Here is a 17,810-nt window from a genome sequence, read left to right as displayed (position 1 = left end):
TCTTCAGGCTTGTGTCTTGGTAATTGAGCATAAGGAGTCATGGCTATCCGTGTTTTCAGAGGTAGATCACTATTTTAACCTTATAAAGGCCAAATTCTATGTCGATTATTTAGGAAAGATGTCTAATATAGATGGATTGTAGTTTTCACACAGTCTGGGCCAATAGCTGCCATCAATTCAAATTTCCGAACGGCAGCATACTCGCATAGAGCGACCAGTCTATTCCAATTAATTGGCAATGACTGCCAATAGTGGATTGCGAAGATCATGCCTGTTAACTTTAGTCCGATATTTATCCTCATCGCAATACTGGGTTTTAAATTATGAGCAAGTTATAATTTGTTATCAGAATAAACTTTACTATTTAAGGACTTCACGTATGGCGAATAAAAAATCATGGCAAGTGACTGCCCCCAAGAAAGCTAATTCCCCCGTCCCTAGTTCAACAAAATCATTTCTAAAAGAAAAAGCAGACAAGCTAATTGATGATGTACTTAAACCCACGCATGTGAAACCAGCCTCAACTACTGACGATTTCAACTATCTTGCAGACATTCATAGCAAATGGTACAGGAATTCTTTTTATTTTTGTGCAACCTATAACTGTCCAAGCTCGAATGCAATATCGCCATCCTTTGAGACAAAATTTGCACGTATGGAATATATTGCTGACAATAAATTTAATCTTGCGTACATGCGACATACCGAACAATGGTTTGAAGTGTTTCAGGACATTTCGCTGGAGGAGTGTCTAAAATTAATTGAGGAAAATCCTATTTTTACACCTTGATGATGGCCGCTGAACAGTTATTATTTAATTACTAAAATACATTTTATGAAAAACATAAAAGCGACACTGACACCCGATCAAATTCACAGTTTAAAAAATCAGACATTCACTGATAGTGAACCGGGAACCTTGCTAAAAGATTTTTCTACCTTACTTGGTTTTATCGGATCTTCCGGTATTCCAGTCTCAGGAAAAAGTCATTTAATAGCAATCAAACTGCTTCCGCAACTTAATCAACTAATGTCACATCCTTTAGATGTGAAGCTAAAACGACCTCAGCAAAAATCTTTTCCACACCTCAATGGCTTGTATCTTTTGCTTAGAGCATCAGGATTAACGCAAATCGTTCAAGAAAAGAAAGAAGCGAAGTTGATGCTGGATAATAATGTATTGGCCGACTGGCAGTCATTGAATCTAACGGAGCGTTATTTTGCTTTATTTCATGCGTGGTGGCTACGAGGCCGTGCTGAAATAATCGGCGAGAGTAGTAGTAATTACTCTAACGGTTTGTATGACAGTCTGTATTTCTTTCAAAAGGCCCTGAATGATGGTCTCAGTCTTAAAGAAAAACCCCATGATTTCGACTATCTTCGATACAATCCTTGTCTTTATAATCTTGCACTGATGGAGTTATTCGGGTTTATACGAATTGAACAGGATTCCGAATTGAGTGGAGAAAATTGGCCCGTCGTAAACATTACTCCAACAACATGGGGACGTACGCTATTAAATCATTTGTCCAAACATTTAGTTTTATTCGATGAGCATGTTAATGATCAATCAGATTATGACCTGATTGTGTTATGGAATTCTGAATTAAAAAGCTATATTCCCACGTTCGAAAAAAGCTTAAAGCAACCTGAGATTGCAGAAATACAGCATAGCAGTTATGTTTTTAAAGTTAGTCTCGGATCGGCTTATCGGAAAATAGCTGCTCCGGGCACTACCAGCCTTGAAGAGTTAGCTGGTAGTATTTTAAGCGCCTTTAATTTCGATAATGATCATTTGTATGAATTTATTTATAAAAACCGTTATGGAATAACCGAACGCATTGTCCATCCTTATATAGAGAGTGATGAGCTTTGTACTACTGATTGTGTAGTCGGTGAATTATCTTTTTATAAAGGTATGGAGCTTACATTCCATTTTGATTTTGGTGACGATTGGCGGTTTCAATTGGTAGTGGAGTCCATTGCAAGTAATGATTCCGGCTGTTCAGAGCCAACAGTCATTGAACAACATGGTAACCCACCAGAACAATATCCAGATTGGGACGACTGATTGTAATGAGGAATTTCCGAAAAGGGTACATGGATGGCCATCACTAGCGATTTCTGAATGATCCCTATTCAAAGATAAGCAGTCATTCACTGAAAACTGATGACTGTCTCTTGATGGTCGGGTGCTGGCGTACAGTTTCAAAAAAATTAGGGGATTGCCCTTAACCTTTTTTCAAAGAGGAGGGGTAATTACCAACAAAATTATTGCTCAGTCACGCGTATTATTTTATTGGAATAGGCAGAAATTGGGACCATTTAACTTCACCACCGACTTCATCCTGACTGGGCAGTTTCGAAGTATCCCAGCCACCACCGAGAGCTTTTACCAAAAGTACCGCCGTACTTAAGCGTTGGCCTTGAAGGTCGACCAGCGTTTTTTCATTGGTGAGAGCAATTGCCTGATCAATCATGACATTAAGATAACTGACAGTTCCTGCTTTATATTGGTTGGTTGTTAACAGAACAGCCTTGTTGGCAGCATCTGCCGCTTTGTTTTGAACCTGCATTTGCTGTTCCAGGATACGCAGTGCAGCCAGATTATCTTCAACTTCCTGAAAGCCGACCAGAACAGTCTGGCGATAAGCCGCTACGTTGACATCGTAATTATCAATGGCTTGCTGCATTTGCGCGCCGCGTGCACCACCATCAAATAACGGGATTGCGACCGCTGCAGGCCCCAGTGCCCAATAACGTGCTCCTGCAGTCAGCAAGTTTTCCAGCGTTGAGGATTGTTGACCATTGGAAGCGGCGAGACTCAGACTTGGGAAATAAGCGGCTTTGGCCACGCCTATTTGTGCATTGGCGGAGGCCGCAAGGCGCTCAGCGGCGGCAATATCGGGTCTGCGCTCCAACAGTTCTGACGGGATACTAACCGGAATTGTTGGTAACAGCGAGTTTAGAGGCGCAACTACGATGGTGAGTTCGGCCGGGATTTTGCCCATCAACATGGCTATGGCGTGTTCAAGTTGTGCTCTTTGAACACCAAGATTTATCGCTTGCGCCCGCGCTGATTCAAGTTGGGTTTCGGCCTGAACGATTTCAGATTTTGCCGCTATGCCTGCTGCGTAACGATTTTGGGTGATTTTGAGGGTTTTCTCATAAGTTATAACCGTATCATTAATCAGTTTTGTCTGTGCATCAAGTGCCCGTAACAGAAAGTAGTTTTGGGCCAGTGTCGTTTGGGTTGACAAGCGTAATGCCTGCAAGGTGGCTGCACTGGCTTGGGCATTGGTTTCACTTGATTCAACCTGTCGCCTTACACTGCCCCATAAATCCGGTTCCCATGCAGCGCTCAATGCGGCACCGAACAGATACTTGACGCCGGAAACCGCGACGTTTTGGCCACTGGCAGCTCTAAAACGGTTGACTGTTGCAGCACCCGTGGCAGTAGGAAAATAGGCGGCGCTTGCACTCTGCACCAAGGATTGTGCCAGTCTGTATTGTGCTTCGGCTTGGGCGATAGACTGGTTGGCAATATTGACCTGCTCTTCCAGAGTGTTCAGATAAGGGTCTTTGAATAGCTCCCACCATTTACCCGGAATTTCGTTGTCGCGAGGTTGTGCGGTTTTCCAGCCTTTAATTTCCTTAAAATTGGTGGCAGTAGCACTGCTGGGTCTCCGGTAATCCGGGCCTACAGTACACGCAGTGGATAGTAAAAAACAGCTAACGGTTAATAACCGTAATGAGTAGATAATCATAAGTAATTTTTAACCAGGCCTGTTATCAAAGATATTCGCTGTAGGGCTTGCCATGCAAAGGTCTTGGATGAATAAGTCAGCGCACTTGGTACGCCTGCGAGGGAAGAACACAATTTATCCGGATGCGTATCTTTACTCATAGCGGATCTACCGGGTTTGATAGCGGCTTTGCAGTATCACGGCGAAAGGTGCGGCGGCACCACGACTGAAAGCGATCCAGATAAAGATAAATAACGGGAGTCGTGTAAAGCGTGAGTAATTGGCTGAACAGCAATCCACCGACGATAGCGATACCTAAAGGGCGGCGCAACTCTGCACCGTAACCCGTTCCAAGAGCAAGCGGTACCGCCGCGAACAAGGCTGCAAAAGTCGTCATCATAATGGGTCGAAAACGCATTAAACAGGCACTGAAAATAGCATCCTCAGGGCTCATGTCCTGTGTGCGTTGTGCATGTAAAGCAAAGTCTATCATCATGATGGCGTTCTTTTTAACAATGCCGATTAGTAAAATAACCCCAATCATGGCAATGATACTGAAGTCGGTTTGGCAAACAAACAGTGCCAGAATCGCTCCAACTCCGGCGGATGGCAAGGTAGAAATAATAGTCAGTGGATGGACATAGCTTTCGTATAAAACACCCAGAACGATATAAATTGAAGCTAAAGCCGCCAGAATCAGCCACGGTTGATTGCTAAGAGATTCTTTAAAGGCCTTGGCGGTGCCTTGAAAACTGCCATGTACCGAAGCTGGAACTCCCAGGTCGTTCATGGTTTCGGCTATCAGTTGGGTTGCCGTTGACAGTGATATGCCGGGAGCAAGATTGAAAGACAGGGTGCCTGCAGGAAACTGCCCTTGATGATTGACGGCCAACGGCGTGTTGGTGACACTGTAGCTCGCAAAAGCAGATAGTGGTACCTGTCCGCCAGATGGATTCTCGAGGCTGGGTGGAACGCTGACATAGAGGTTTTTTAAGGTTTCCGGGCTTTGTGAATATTCAGGTGCGACTTCTAAAATAACACGATATTGATTAAGCGGATTATAGATGACGGAAACCTGCCGTTGTCCGAAGGCATTGTTTAACGTGGCATTGATCAGGGTCTGACTGACGCCAAGTTTAGCTGTAAGGTCACGATCTATCTGGAGAGCGATTTGTTGGCCTTTATCTTCCTGGTTGGTATTTACATCCAACAATTCGGGACGTTTAGACAAGGCTTTGACGATACGAGGTACCCAGGTTCTAAGCTCAATCAAGTTGTCGGCTTGCAGCGTGTATTCATACAGGGCAGATGATCCGCGTCCACCGATACGAAGATCCTGAGGCGGTTGTAGTATCAAGCGGGCCCCTGGTACATTTTCCATGTTACTGCGCAGTCGCGCCATCAGTTCATCGATGCTTAGTTTACGTTCTTCCAGCGGTTTAAGCGTTGCAAACATTTGTCCACTGTTCATGCCTCGAGAGCCGCCAGTAAAACCGATAACGGTCTCAATTTCGGAATCCTTACGCATAATATCGACAAATTCAGCCAGTTTTTTCTGCATGGCCGCTGATGAAATACTCTGGTCTGCCTTTATATTCCCGGATAATCTGCCGGTATCCTGAACAGGGAAGAAGCCTTTGGGGACAATTATATAAAGATAGACATTCAAACCTACCGTACACAACAATAACAACATGACCAGGGGGCCGTGGCGTAATGCCCAGTGCAGGGTGCGTTTGTAGCTTGCCAGTAGACGATTGCCCAGTTGATTGGCGTAACCATGAAACCGGCCTCGTGGCGTAATTTCTGTTGGCCTTAGCCATAGTGCGCAAAGCATGGGAGTAGTAGTCAGCGAGATAACCAGCGAAACCATCACTGCGGCTGAGAGAGTAATTGCAAATTCCTGAAAAAGACGTCCAACGATACCGCCCATCAATAAAATGGGAATGAACACGGCAATAAGCGATAAACTCATGGTTAATACGGTAAAGCTGACTTCACCAGCACCTTTTAAAGCCGCTTCCCTTGGCGGAACTCCCAGTTCTATATGGCGTTTGGTATTTTCCAAAACCACAATGGCATCATCGACGACAAAGCCGGTAGCAATGGTGAGTGCCATCAGTGACAGGTTATCCAGGCTGTAGTTACATAAATACATCACGCCGAAAGTGCCAATCAGGGATACCGGCACGGTAATGACAGGAATCATTGAAGAGCGTAGGTCTCCCAGGAATAGAAACACCACCAGAATGACCAAAATTACCGCAATTAAAAGGCTAAGTTCAACTTCATTAAGAGAGGCACGGATAGTCTTGGACCGGTCTTGAACCACCGAAAGATCAATGGTATTGGGAATGGATGCCTGTAATTGAGGTAGCAGCAGCTTTATTTTATCGACGGTTTCGATGATGTTGGCGCCGGACTGTTTACTAATTATCAGTAATACCGATGGCTTGCCATCCTTAAGTCCGGCAGATCGGGAATCTTCCACAGAATCAATAACCTGACCAAGATCTGCGAGATGTACGGCAGCACCATTGCGATAAGTCACGATGAGCGGCAGATAATCGCTTGCTGTTTTGGCTTGATCATTGGCGTAGATTAGCCAGTTGCGCGTGGCATCTTCCAGGGCACCTTTGGGTATATTGGCATTGGTTGCCGCGATTGCCGTACGTACGTCTTCAAAACCAATCCCATACTTGGTCAGGGCAACCGGGTTTAACTCAACTCTAACCGCTGGCAGTGAGCTACCACCTATATTTACTTGTCCTATACCTTCAATTTGCGCTATTTTTTGTGAAAGCGTTGTTGAAGCGGCATCGTAAAGCTGCCCGCGTGTCATGGTTTCCGAGGTTAACGCCATAATCATAATCGGCGAGTCAGCCGGGTTGATCTTGCGGTAACTCGGTCGACTGGGCATATTACTGGGTAGCAGATTGTTTGCCGCGTTGATTGCTGCCTGTACATCACGTGCAGCGCCATCAATATCGCGATTCAGATCAAACTGTAAGATAATGCTGGTAGTTCCGGCAGAGCTGGCGGAAGTCATTTCTGTGACACCGGCGATATTTCCCAGAGCCCGTTCAAGCGGAGTTGCTACCGAAGAACTCATGGTTTCCGGACTGGCTCCTGGCAAGGACGCCTGTACCGATATGGTAGGAAAATCGACTTGTGGCAATGGTGCGACCGGTAATTGGTAAAAAGCGATCAGACCCACTAAAGTAACCGCCAGCGTCAGTAGCGTAGTTGCAACCGGACGATAGATAAAATAAGCCGACAGGTTCACGGCAAATCCTGATCGGTAGCAAAGCGGGTTTGTTTGGTATCGTCACTTTTTGACATTCGCCGTCCCAGTTTGTCGAAAGCCAGATAAATGACCGGAGTCGTAAACAGTGTTAGCAGTTGGCTTAAGATCAATCCGCCGACCATCGTGATACCTAGTGGATGGCGCAGTTCCGATCCCACTCCGGTACCCAACATAAGGGGTAGGGCGCTTAGCAATGCGGCCATTGTGGTCATCATGATGGGTCGAAAACGCAGAAGACAGGCCTGATAAATGGCATCTTTGGGCGACATACCCTGTCTACGTTCCGCATCAAGGGCGAAATCTATCATCATGATGGCATTTTTCTTGACGATGCCGATGAGCAGAATAATACCGATGATTGAAATTATTCCCAGATCATTACCTGACAGCATCAGTGCAAGCAAGGCACCAACACCGGCTGAAGGTAACGTTGACAGGATTGTGACCGGATGTATGTAACTCTCATAGAGCACACCCAAGACAATATATACGGTTACCAGTGCGGCGAGAATCAGCCATAGCGTATTTGACAACGAGGTGCTAAAAGCCAGCGTAGCTCCCTGATAATTGGCGACTATGCTGGCAGGTAGGGCAATTTTTTGTTTGGCTGTTTCGATGGCCTCAATAGTTTCACCGAGAAAAGCGCCGGGAGCGAGGTTAAAAGAAATCGTGGTGGCAGGAAATTGCCCCAAATGATGAGTAACCAGCGGTGCTGATTTTTCTGATACGGTAGCTATCGTTGATAGTGGTATCTGCATTCCATCAGAGGAGGCGACCCAACTGTTTTTTAGATCATCCAGGCCCTGCCGATATTCAGGTTTTACTTCAAGAACCACGCGGTACTGGTTGGACTGGGTAAAAATAGTGGAAACCAGACGCTGACCATAAGCATCATAGAGTGCGTTATCGATAGCCGCAATACTGACGCCCATACGACTGGCAGTACTACGATCTATATCGACAAACGCTTGTAGACCTTGTTCCTGAAGGTTATTGGTCACATTGGCAAATTGTGGTTGCCTGGATAATTCTTTTACGAGAACTTCTGTCCAATGGCTTAACTCATCACGATTGGCTGATTCCAGCGTAAATTGATACTGACTACGACTGACACGATTTTCAATCGTCAGATCTTGTACCGGTTGCATGTAGAGTTTAATGCCTTGTACCTCGGCAAGCGCAGGTTGTAGTCTGTTAATCACTGCTGTGGCATTGATTTTTCTTTCGGCCAGCGGTTTCAGGGTAATCATTATCCGCCCACTATTGAGCGTGGGATTGGTGGCATCGACGCCAATAAAGGAAGCAATGCTTTCGACTGCCGGATCTTTCAGGATAACTTTGCCCAAGGCTTGTTGATGCTCGGCCATGGCTGAAAATGAAATGGATTGAGACGCTTCCGAGATACCTTGAATAACCCCGGTATCCTGGATGGGAAAGAAACCTTTAGGTACGACAATATACAGTAGCACGGTGAGTGCCAGAGTGGTAACGGCTATAATTAGCGTTGCCACCTGATGCTTCAGAACCCGATCGAGCATTCTGGCGTAGCCTGCCGTCGTTCTATCGAAAAATCGTCCACTGGCAAGATAAAACCAGCCTTTCGGTTCTTCAGAGAGAGGACGCAGCATTTTCGCACACATCATCGGTGTGAGGGTCAAGGAAATAAAAGCGGAGAGCAGGATGGCTACGGCGAGAGTGATGGCAAATTCGCGAAACAGACGACCTACTATATCGCCCATGAATAATAACGGTATCAGTACGGCAATCAGTGAAAAAGTCAGCGAGATAATAGTAAAGGCAATTTGTTCAGAACCTTTGAGTGCGGCATTTAAAGGTGATTCACCTTTTTCAATGTAGCGGGTAATATTTTCGATAACAACAATGGCATCGTCAACCACGAAACCGGCGGCAATGGTCAATGCCATAAGGGTTAGGTTGTTGATGCTAAAGTCAGCCAGATACATAAATGCAAAAGTGCCGATTAACGACAGTGGCACGACAATACCCGGGATGGCGGTCGCAGAAGCATTACGCAAAAACAGGTAAATAACCAGCACTACCAGTGCCAGCGCGATGAGAAGTTCCATTTGTACGTCTTCCACCGAGGCACGGATCGTGGTTGTGCGATCAGTTAATAGCGTAACATCAAGGCTGTTTGGTAGTGCTTCTTGTAATTTAGGCAGCAGTTGCTTAATGCGGTCGACAACAGCAATAACATTGGTGCCGGGTTGACGTTGAATATTGACAATAACTGCCGAGCTACCATTTGCCCAGGCAGCGAGCCTTACGTTTTCCGCATCGTCACTGGCATCGGCGATATCCGCCAGGCGCACCGGCCTGCCATTACGGTAAGCGATAATAAGAGACCGATATTCTGCGGCTGATTGAAGTTGATCATTGGCATCAATAATAGCCGATCGGGTCGGCCCATCGAACATGCCTTTGGGTTGATTAACGTTGGCGTTGGCTATTGCCAACCGCAGATCTTCGAGACTTATTCCGTAAGCTACCATTGCCGTAGGATTTGCCTGGATGCGAACAGCGGGTCTTTGGCCGCCACTGATAGTGACCAGTCCGACGCCTGATAATTGCGATAGTTTTTGCGCCAGGCGGGTGTCTACCAGATCTTCTACTTTGGTTAAAGGCAGTGTTTTTGAACTGACTGCCAATGTCAGTATCGGTGCGTCAGCGGGGTTTATTTTACTGTAGATCGGCGGCATCGGCAGATCAGCAGGCAAGTAATTATTGGCAGCGTTGATGGCAGCCTGTACTTCCTGTTCAGCAATATCAAGACTCAAGCTCAGATTAAACTGAAGGGTGATAACAGAGGCGCCACCCGAGCTTGAAGAAGACATCTGGTTTAAGCCGGGCAACTGGCCTAATTGGCGCTCCAAAGGCCCGGTAATTAACGATGTCATTACTTCCTGACTTGCGCCCGGATATAAGGTCGCTACCTGAATCGTCGGATAGTCGACCTGAGGCAGGGCTGAAATTGGCAGTTCACGGTAAGCAACTATTCCGACCAGCAGCAGTGCGAGCATTATCAACGAGGTGGCGACCGGACGCAGGATGAAGGTGCGTGAAGGATTCATTATTGGTTATCTTGGTCCAGGTGTAAGGCGGTTTTAACGCGAAGACTAATCACTCGTCATTACCGCTTTTTCGATTTTTGTTGCGATGGTCTTTTTTATCGGGGAGGGGCGGCACTTGGTCTAAAGCTGCGGTTGATTCAGGAGTGATCAGTTTAACGGGCATATTTTCACGCAGTTTATCGGCACCATCGACAACGACCATTTCATCAGCTTGAAGCCCTTCAAGTACCGCAACTTTTTCACCCTCTATAGGCCCAAGCTTCAACGGTTTAATACTGACGGTTTGATCAGCCTTAACGACATAAGCGAAGGTTCCCATGACGCCTCGTTGAATAGCGGCAGTCGGTATGATGGTTACCGAATGCAGCGTACCCATATCCATCTTGATATTAACAAACTGGTTTGAAAAAAAAGCGTTATCTTCATTGGCAAACTGACCTTTAAGCTTTACGGTTCCTGTACTTATGTCAATTTGGTTGTCTACGGCAAAAAGCTGTCCCTGGCCAAGCTTTATCTGGCCTTTACGGTCATAGGCTTCGATGGCCAAACTATTATTATTTGCATGAAATTGCTTCATGACAGACGGTAAGTTATCTTCCGGTAAGGTAAAGACAACGGCAATAGGATGAATTTGTGTGATGATAGCGAGTCCGTTGGTATCGGAAGCCTTAATCATATTGCCCTGATCCACCAAACGCAAGCCCAGACGTCCGCTGATGGGGGCGGTGATTCGTGTATAGCTTAGTTGAAGCTTGGCATCTGCGAGTAGTCCTCGGTCTATTGCTACCGTTCCCTGGTATTGTTTTACTACTGATTCCTGGGTAACCGATTGTTGCGCAGCAATGGAATCTTGCTCCAACAGGGTTTTATAGCGAACAAGATCAATCCGGGCATTATTTAACAACGCTTCATCGCGTTGCAACTGGCCTTCGACTTGCATAAGTTGTACCTGAAAAGCACGCGGGTCGATTTCAGCCAGAAGATCACCCTCTTTTACTATTTGGCCTTCCTTGAAAGCAACACGAATAAGTTCGCCATCAACACGCGATCTTATCGTGACAGTGCGTAGCGCCGTAATGGTTCCCAAGCCATTCAGATAAACAGGGAAATCACCTTGAGTGGCCTTTACCGCTGCGACTGCAACAACCGGATCAGAAAATTTGCCTGATTTTTTGTTATTATCGTCCGGTTGAGTTCCGGCATGATTAATAAAGTAAGCTGCTATGGCGATCAGCAAGATTATTACTATCGCTGTTTTCCAATAAAATTTCCCTGTCGTTGTTGCTTTGTTTTCTGCCGGTATCATCAGTAGTCCAGTTTCACGCTTTGTTAAATAGGTTGGGATTGTATTATCTTAAAAATACGGTTTATTTAAGCTATACAGACTAAAATCATGCTGTTATAAAATAGTGTTGCGCAAAATATTGCCCCCGATCTCTTGGCTACTTCAGGTTTGGTCGTTGTGCTGGTATTTTGGATATCCACTTTAGACGGGACAAGCAAAAAGTCTTAACTATCCTTAATGATAAATCATCAAAAGAGCCCGTTCGCTGAGCGGAGCCGAAGCGAGTTGTCCGCTTCGGCTCCGCTCAGCGAACGATTTAACCTAAAATTGTCTCGTTTTAAATGGGTAGTCGGTATTTTTAACTAATCTGTGTTCGTCAATAAGGCGGTATCATAATCGTTCAGGTATGCCTCATTGATATCTGATGAGTGGCATGTTTATGCAACTATATTCACGGCTTCATCGTGGACTATGATTTTTTTGATGACGTTTGATTTCTCATTAGTTATTGGGAGGAACAGGGTAGTGATATCCTGTTTTTAATACTTACTTTAACGATGAAAAGTGCAAGCAATTTGAAGCAACTGTGCAAACAATGTGCAGATGTTAAGCAATTCCTTGGTCAAAAGTACCCGGCTGTTTTTTACCTTAAAGAGCGCTTTGTAATACCTTATGCTAATCGATATTGGCTGTATAGAGATAGAAAGCGTAATGCTCTTTACATAAACTGCATATTCTACTAATCAAGATGCACATTCTATCATTTTTTAAGCTTGAAACGTTGTTATCTTCATGGTTTTAAGCGCTATCTTTATGATATGGACTATCAATAAACAGCCTGTAAAAGCCTGTGCTGATGGTCGCTGATAATGTATCCTGTCATTTTTTATAGTGAGTTTACGTTTAAATGCTACCGGGAAATATTGGCCATATAGACTTTCAGAAATTAAACTTCCAATTCATCTTGCCGTAAGTCCACACAGATAACATCCCTTCAAGGGATGGTATCTGTCAGCATAGAAATTATTTATCTGAAAATTTATAGAATTAATTGTAGAGTCAGATTCAGGTATCTGCCCTAAATTGGAGAATCCTGTCAGAGTAGGTTGTCACGTTTAAAAATCCTCGGTTTTATTAGGATAGATGTGCACAAAAAGCGTTTTGGGTCCGTTCATTTTTTGCACTACAATATCGAATTGATTAAATTCAATTTTCTGACCTTCTACAGGAATATCCTGGAGTTTTGACATAATAAGACCACCGATTGATACTTCATCTTCAAGCTCAAGTTCTTCATTTTCAATATCAATCCCCAAGATCCGTTCCAGCGAGAATATGGGTAAACTGCCTTTGACGATAAGGGTGCCATCCTCAAGTCGATTCCAGTCAATATTGTTTTGACGAAACTCGTCACGTATCTCGCCGACCATGGCACTTAACAAATTATCGAGTGTAATAAAGCCTTGGGGTTTTTGTCCTTTTTGTCCGATGACGGCAAAATGTGCTGCGCCCATTCGGAAGTTACGAAATAATTCCAGAACCGGTGTGTCCGGTGAGATATATTGAATCGGCCTGAGGTATTGGTGCAAGTCTTCAATTTTTTGATTATTTTGTTTGGCAAAAAATAAATCTTTTAAATGAATGACACCCAGTACATTTTCACCGTTAGTATCAAAATAAGGATAACGACTGAAACGATTGTCATAGATAGTATTCAGGTTTGCCTGCAAAGATTTGAATCGGTACAAGGCAATAATTTCGTTAATTGGGCGCATCAGGTCAGAGACTTCCAGTGCGCTAAAATCGAGTGTTTTTGCCAGAATATTCCATTCGTCACGGGTAAATCGATCATCCGGGTCATTGCCACGCAAAATAAGTTTAAGTTCGTCAGCTGAATAATGTGCATCGTGGCTATGGGCATCAACCAAGCCAAGCAGGCGTAGCACCAAATTGGAACTGGAACTTAGTAACCAGATAGCCGGATACATTAGCCAATAAAAACAATAGAGTGGTACTGCGCTCCATAGCCCGATTTGTTCAGGATTTCGAATGGCGATTGATTTTGGTGCAAGTTCACCAACAACGATATGCAGAAATGAGATGATGGAAAATGCGCAAGTAAATGCTATCGCATGTATCAGTTCTGGCGAGGTGACCCCCAGCTTGCCAAGGGCAGGTTCCAACAGGCTGGCAAAAGCAGGTTCACCGATCCAGCCCAAGCCCAGAGAAGCAAGCGTAATACCCAGTTGGCAGGCTGACAAGTAGGCATCCAGTTTTAAGTGGACTGTCGCCAAGATGCGGCCACTCCAACCGCGTGTGTCGGCGATCTGGCGAATCCGTGTCTGTCGTAATTTAACGAGACTAAATTCTGCCGCTACAAAAAAGGCATTGAGTGCAACCAGCAACAAAGCGACAAAGATTAATAACAGATTATTCATTATTTTATATTTTCGGTATAGGTAAGTTTTTTAAATTAATGCTTCTTTTTGAAATAATAACTGTCTCAATAATTTGCGTAACTCCTCAATAATAAGTACGGATGAGGCAACCCCGGTCGCAATCAACCAATCTAGTTGTGTCAATGGTGTGGTATGGAACAGGGCTTGCGCCGGTGGCCAATGAATCACCAGAATTTGTAACAGGATAACCGAGGCAATGGCTAGCCAGAGCATTTTATTGGCAAAGAAATTGCGGTTAAAGGTCGTGTATTTTTCAGCTCGGGCATTAAAAACATTAAACAGCTGAAAGAGCACAAAGGTAGTGAAGGCAATGGTCGTGGCATGGTCAGCTTTTCCGGTTTGCAGGCCATAATATAAAACGCCGAGCGTACCCAAAGCCATTGTTAACCCGAAGCCAAAAAGATTACCAAAGCGGCGTAAGGAAAGTATACGGGCTTCCGGGTCACGGGGCGCTTCGTTCATGCTGGCTGTTCGGGCCGGATCAACGCCCAGTGACATGGCGGGTGGGCCATCCATAATAATGTTGATCCACAGCAATTGTACGGCAGTAAACGGGATAGGCATTCCCAGTAGCGGAGCAATAGCGACCGTCAGGATGGCGCCGATATTGGTGGAAAGTTGGAAACGGACAAATTTAACCATATTGTCGTAAATTCCTCGACCTTCCTTGATCGCCTTGACTATGGTGGCAAAATTATCATCCGTTAATATCATCGTTGCAGCTTCCCTGGCGACATCAGTACCGGTGATTCCCATGGCGATGCCAATGTCGGCATTTTTTAAGGCCGGGGCATCATTGACACCGTCACCGGTCATGGCGACGACGTGACCATCAGTTTTTAACGCTTGTATGATACGTACTTTTTGTTCTGGCGCGGTGCGGGCAAAAACACCAATGGCATTAATGCACAATGCCAAAGTATCATCATCCATGTTCGCTAAATCGGCACCTTCAATCACTTCACCTTTCAGCCCGAGTTCCTGGGCAATGGCCAAGGCGGTCACTTTCTGGTCGCCGGTAATCATCTTGACGGCAATACCTGCTTGCTGGCAGAGTTTGATTGCTTCGCGTGCTTCAGCTCTGGGCGGATCCATCAGCCCCACCAGTGCGACAAAGCCAAGTTCCTTGATATATTGAAACAGATCAGCATTCAGATCAACCGTATCAGCGGGCAACGAACGAACGGCGACTCCCAATACACGTAAGCCGCTGCCGGCCATGATGTCATTTTGTTTCAATATTTTATTGTGTTGAAACGGTGTTGGTTTTTGATCTTCCTCAACAATCGAAATTACCGACTGACACAGTTTTACGATAACTTCAGGCGCGCCCTTAATAAATATTTTGATATGATCGCCATCACGATGAAATGTTGCCATAAATTTATGTTCGGCATCAAACGGAATTTCGGCAATCCGGGGCAGTTGGTTATTGACCTGTTCCTTATTGATGCCACCTTTGGCGGCAAGTACCAGTAATGCACCTTCCATAGGATCGCCCATTACCTGGTTACCTTGTAACTGGCTGTTGTTGCAAAGCGCCAGAGGCAGTAATAAATTGGACATGTTTTCGGGTGAATGGTGGGGTAAAATTTCTCCCGTAAGACTGTAACCTTCTCCACTAACTTTATAGCTTTGATTGTTATAAAACAGTGACCGGGCAGTCATTTGATTAACCGTTAACGTCCCCGTTTTGTCAGTACAGATAACGGTAGTGCAGCCCAGTGTTTCTACCGCAGCCAAGCGCTTGACAATGGCGCGCTGGCCAGCCATCCGATGCATACCAAGTGCCAAAGTAACGGTAACTACCGCAGGCAAGCCTTCGGGTATGGCCGCTACAGCGAGTGCGATAGCAGTAAATGCCGTTTGAATCAACGGCTCTCCCCGCCATAGCGCACTGGCAAATAAAATAACAATGATGACTAGCGCAAACACTACCAAGCGTTTACCCAAGCTATCGAGCTGGATTTGCAGTGGTGTGGCTCCATCTTCCGTTTGTGTTAACAGATTTGCAAGCTTGCCGATCTCGGTATTCATACCGGTGGCAGTCACCACCATTTCTGCGCGCCCCCGGGTAACGGTGTTGTTCATATAGAGCATGTTGTTACGTTCGGCGAGAGGGGTAGCAGTATTGGCAAGAATATGATTTTGTTTGGCAACAGGAATTGATTCGCCGGTCAGCGACGACTCATCGACTTCCAGCGAATGAGCGGTAAGTACGCGGCCATCTGCCGGTATTTTGCTGCCGGCTTCGAGAATGACAATATCTCCAGGCACAAGCAAGTCGGCTGATATTTCCAGAGTACGTCCATCCCGGCGTATCTTGGCTTTGAATGCCAGCATCTTTTTTAGCGCACTTAACGATTTTTCCGCCTGAAATTCCTGATAAAACCCTAATAGGGCGTTAATGATAACAACTACTAAAATAACGATGCCGTCTTTTAAATCCCCAATAATCGCCGCGATAATTGCCGCTGCAATCAACGCCAGAATAAGAAAACTTTTAAATTGGGATAATAATAAAACCCAGAGAGAGCGGGGCGGCTTTTCGGTAAGTTGGTTGGGTCCGTAATCATGCAAGCGTTCTGTGGCAGCTACTTTTGTCAAGCCGGTGGCCAGATCGGAAGTCAGTTTATGGAGTACTTCTTTTACCGATAAAATATACCAGGCAGGGTGGCTTTCCAACTCTGGGGGTAACTCTTCTTGCTGAAGTTTTAGCCATGCCTGCCATACTGACAGCAACACCGCCAGAATAACCGGTCCGAGAAAAAGGCCTATGGCACCGAAGGTGGTAAGCCCGCCAAGTACACCAAATAACACGACGAGAAAAGGTACCCGGCTGGCGCCACTGATGACCAGTGGACGAATCACATTATCGACGGTACTGACGACTAAAAACCCCCAAAGTAACAGACCTACGCCGGGCCAAAACTGATCCATAAAAATCAGGGTGATGCCGGTAGGAAACCATACCAGCGTTGCTCCCATAGGAATCATGGCCAACAACGCGGTGATGGCGCCAAACAGTAACGGTGCTTTGACGCCGGCAATGGCGTAGCCCAATCCGGCCAGCGTACCTTGAGCGAGTGCGGCAAGTACCAAGCCATAAACTACCGCACGGACAGTGCTGCCTGCAGCCTGTAAGTAGATGTGCTGATATTTTCCCAGAAAATGAACCACCCCTGTCTGTAATTGTTTAAGCATATCCTTACCGTCACGAAAACAAAAAAATACGGTGACGAGAATAACGCCCAATTTCATAACGTTGTGGCCGATACTGCCCAAGAATTTTGCAAAGCCCCCTAATCCTTGTTTTGCCCAATCAGCCAGTTGTGTAGCAACCTCCAGTCGGTCATTGGTTAATTTATCCAGCCATTCCTGTAAATAATTACCGAGCCACGGTATCCGGACTATAAAGTCAGGAAGCAGATAGGGTTGGTGGTTAAAATTGCCCATCAGGCTTTGATAGGCTATTTTGGTCTCATCCTGTAACATGGCTGCCAGCCAGTAGATGGTCAGAGCAATCACCGTGGCAATAATTGCCGTCATGACTCCTGCACTAAGGCTGGCGCGGTTGTTGAGCTTATGCTTTAACCACTGATAAGGCGGCCACATGACATAAACGATAATAATTGCCCAAACAAGTGTGTGCAAAAACTCTTGCAACACCATAAATCCCAGTACCAATAAGCCTGCCAAAAGAATGCCTGGAATAAGATGCCGGATCGGTTTATTGCCTAATAAATCATTCATGGCTGTAGCCTAAAAGAGAATGTGACAAGCCAAAAAACCAATCAGCCTGTAAGTAATAAAGTACAAATAGTTGCTTCTTAATAGATGACACGCTCATTTTAAAATAAATTAATGTGCATTTGAGCTTATAATGTTGCAATTTGTCTGTTTTTTAAAATGGTCAGTTGG

General features: G+C 45.4%; 8 protein-coding genes. 2 read left to right on the top strand and 6 right to left on the bottom strand.

What is annotated here, in order from left to right:
- The first annotated feature begins 379 nt into the window (after nucleotides 1–379).
- Together N7974_RS05265 and N7974_RS05260 are read left to right on the top strand one after the other, a co-directional pair.
- Nucleotides 380–790 carry a DUF3024 domain-containing protein gene (locus tag N7974_RS05265; protein ID WP_262964596.1) on the top strand — a complete coding sequence of 137 codons (411 nt, stop codon included), beginning with the start codon at nucleotides 380–382 and terminating at the stop codon, nucleotides 788–790.
- A 45-nt stretch (nucleotides 791–835) separates the two neighbouring features.
- Nucleotides 836–2,071, top strand: coding sequence for a plasmid pRiA4b ORF-3 family protein (locus tag N7974_RS05260; RefSeq protein WP_262964595.1), 1,236 nt, complete (start codon nucleotides 836–838; stop codon nucleotides 2,069–2,071).
- Between the two features lie 220 nt (nucleotides 2,072–2,291).
- Here the strand turns inward: N7974_RS05260 and N7974_RS05255 are convergent, their stop codons facing one another.
- The 6 genes from N7974_RS05255 to N7974_RS05230 form a co-directional block, all read right to left on the bottom strand.
- Entirely contained in the window at nucleotides 2,292–3,767 is a 1,476-nt protein-coding gene (locus N7974_RS05255) for an efflux transporter outer membrane subunit (RefSeq protein ID WP_262964594.1), read from the bottom strand.
- A gap of 136 nt (nucleotides 3,768–3,903) precedes the next feature.
- Entirely contained in the window at nucleotides 3,904–7,032 is a 3,129-nt protein-coding gene (locus N7974_RS05250; RefSeq protein WP_262964593.1) for a multidrug efflux RND transporter permease subunit, read from the bottom strand.
- A complete protein-coding gene (locus N7974_RS05245; RefSeq protein ID WP_262964592.1) occupies nucleotides 7,029–10,145 on the bottom strand; it encodes an MdtB/MuxB family multidrug efflux RND transporter permease subunit in 3,117 nt (1,038 codons plus the stop codon). Before N7974_RS05245 ends, N7974_RS05250 begins: the two co-directional genes overlap by 4 nt.
- 49 nt (nucleotides 10,146–10,194) lie before the next feature.
- On the bottom strand, nucleotides 10,195–11,451 hold the full coding sequence (locus N7974_RS05240; RefSeq protein WP_262964591.1) for an MdtA/MuxA family multidrug efflux RND transporter periplasmic adaptor subunit: 1,257 nt from the start codon (nucleotides 11,449–11,451) through the stop codon (nucleotides 10,195–10,197).
- A gap of 1,094 nt (nucleotides 11,452–12,545) precedes the next feature.
- Nucleotides 12,546–13,868, bottom strand: a complete 1,323-nt coding sequence (locus N7974_RS05235; protein ID WP_262964590.1) for a hemolysin family protein — start codon at nucleotides 13,866–13,868, stop codon at nucleotides 12,546–12,548.
- 30 nt (nucleotides 13,869–13,898) lie between these two features.
- Complete coding sequence (locus N7974_RS05230) at nucleotides 13,899–17,642, bottom strand: calcium-translocating P-type ATPase, PMCA-type (protein ID WP_262964589.1); 3,744 nt, start codon at nucleotides 17,640–17,642, stop codon at nucleotides 13,899–13,901.
- Nucleotides 17,643–17,810 lie beyond the last annotated feature (168 nt).

Origin of the sequence: Methylobacter psychrophilus, from assembly GCF_025583945.1 — a bacterium.
Taxonomy (GTDB): Bacteria; Pseudomonadota; Gammaproteobacteria; order Methylococcales; family Methylomonadaceae; genus Methylobacter_C; species Methylobacter_C psychrophilus.
The sequence above is the reverse complement of the archived record's forward strand: the minus strand, read 5'-3'. Positions and strand labels throughout refer to the sequence as shown.

What these genes read in the sequence shown, in the direction of transcription:
- N7974_RS05230 (WP_262964589.1), bottom strand. Translation starts at nt 17,642, where the DNA reads ATGAATGATTTATTAGGCAATAAACCGATCCGGCATCTTATTCCAGGC.
- N7974_RS05235 (WP_262964590.1), bottom strand. Translation starts at nt 13,868, where the DNA reads ATGAATAATCTGTTATTAATCTTTGTCGCTTTGTTGCTGGTTGCACTC.
- N7974_RS05240 (WP_262964591.1), bottom strand. Translation starts at nt 11,451, where the DNA reads ATGATACCGGCAGAAAACAAAGCAACAACGACAGGGAAATTTTATTGG.
- N7974_RS05255 (WP_262964594.1), bottom strand. Translation starts at nt 3,767, where the DNA reads ATGATTATCTACTCATTACGGTTATTAACCGTTAGCTGTTTTTTACTA.
- N7974_RS05245 (WP_262964592.1), bottom strand. Translation starts at nt 10,145, where the DNA reads ATGAATCCTTCACGCACCTTCATCCTGCGTCCGGTCGCCACCTCGTTG.
- N7974_RS05260 (WP_262964595.1), top strand. Translation starts at nt 836, where the DNA reads ATGAAAAACATAAAAGCGACACTGACACCCGATCAAATTCACAGTTTA.
- N7974_RS05265 (WP_262964596.1), top strand. Translation starts at nt 380, where the DNA reads ATGGCGAATAAAAAATCATGGCAAGTGACTGCCCCCAAGAAAGCTAAT.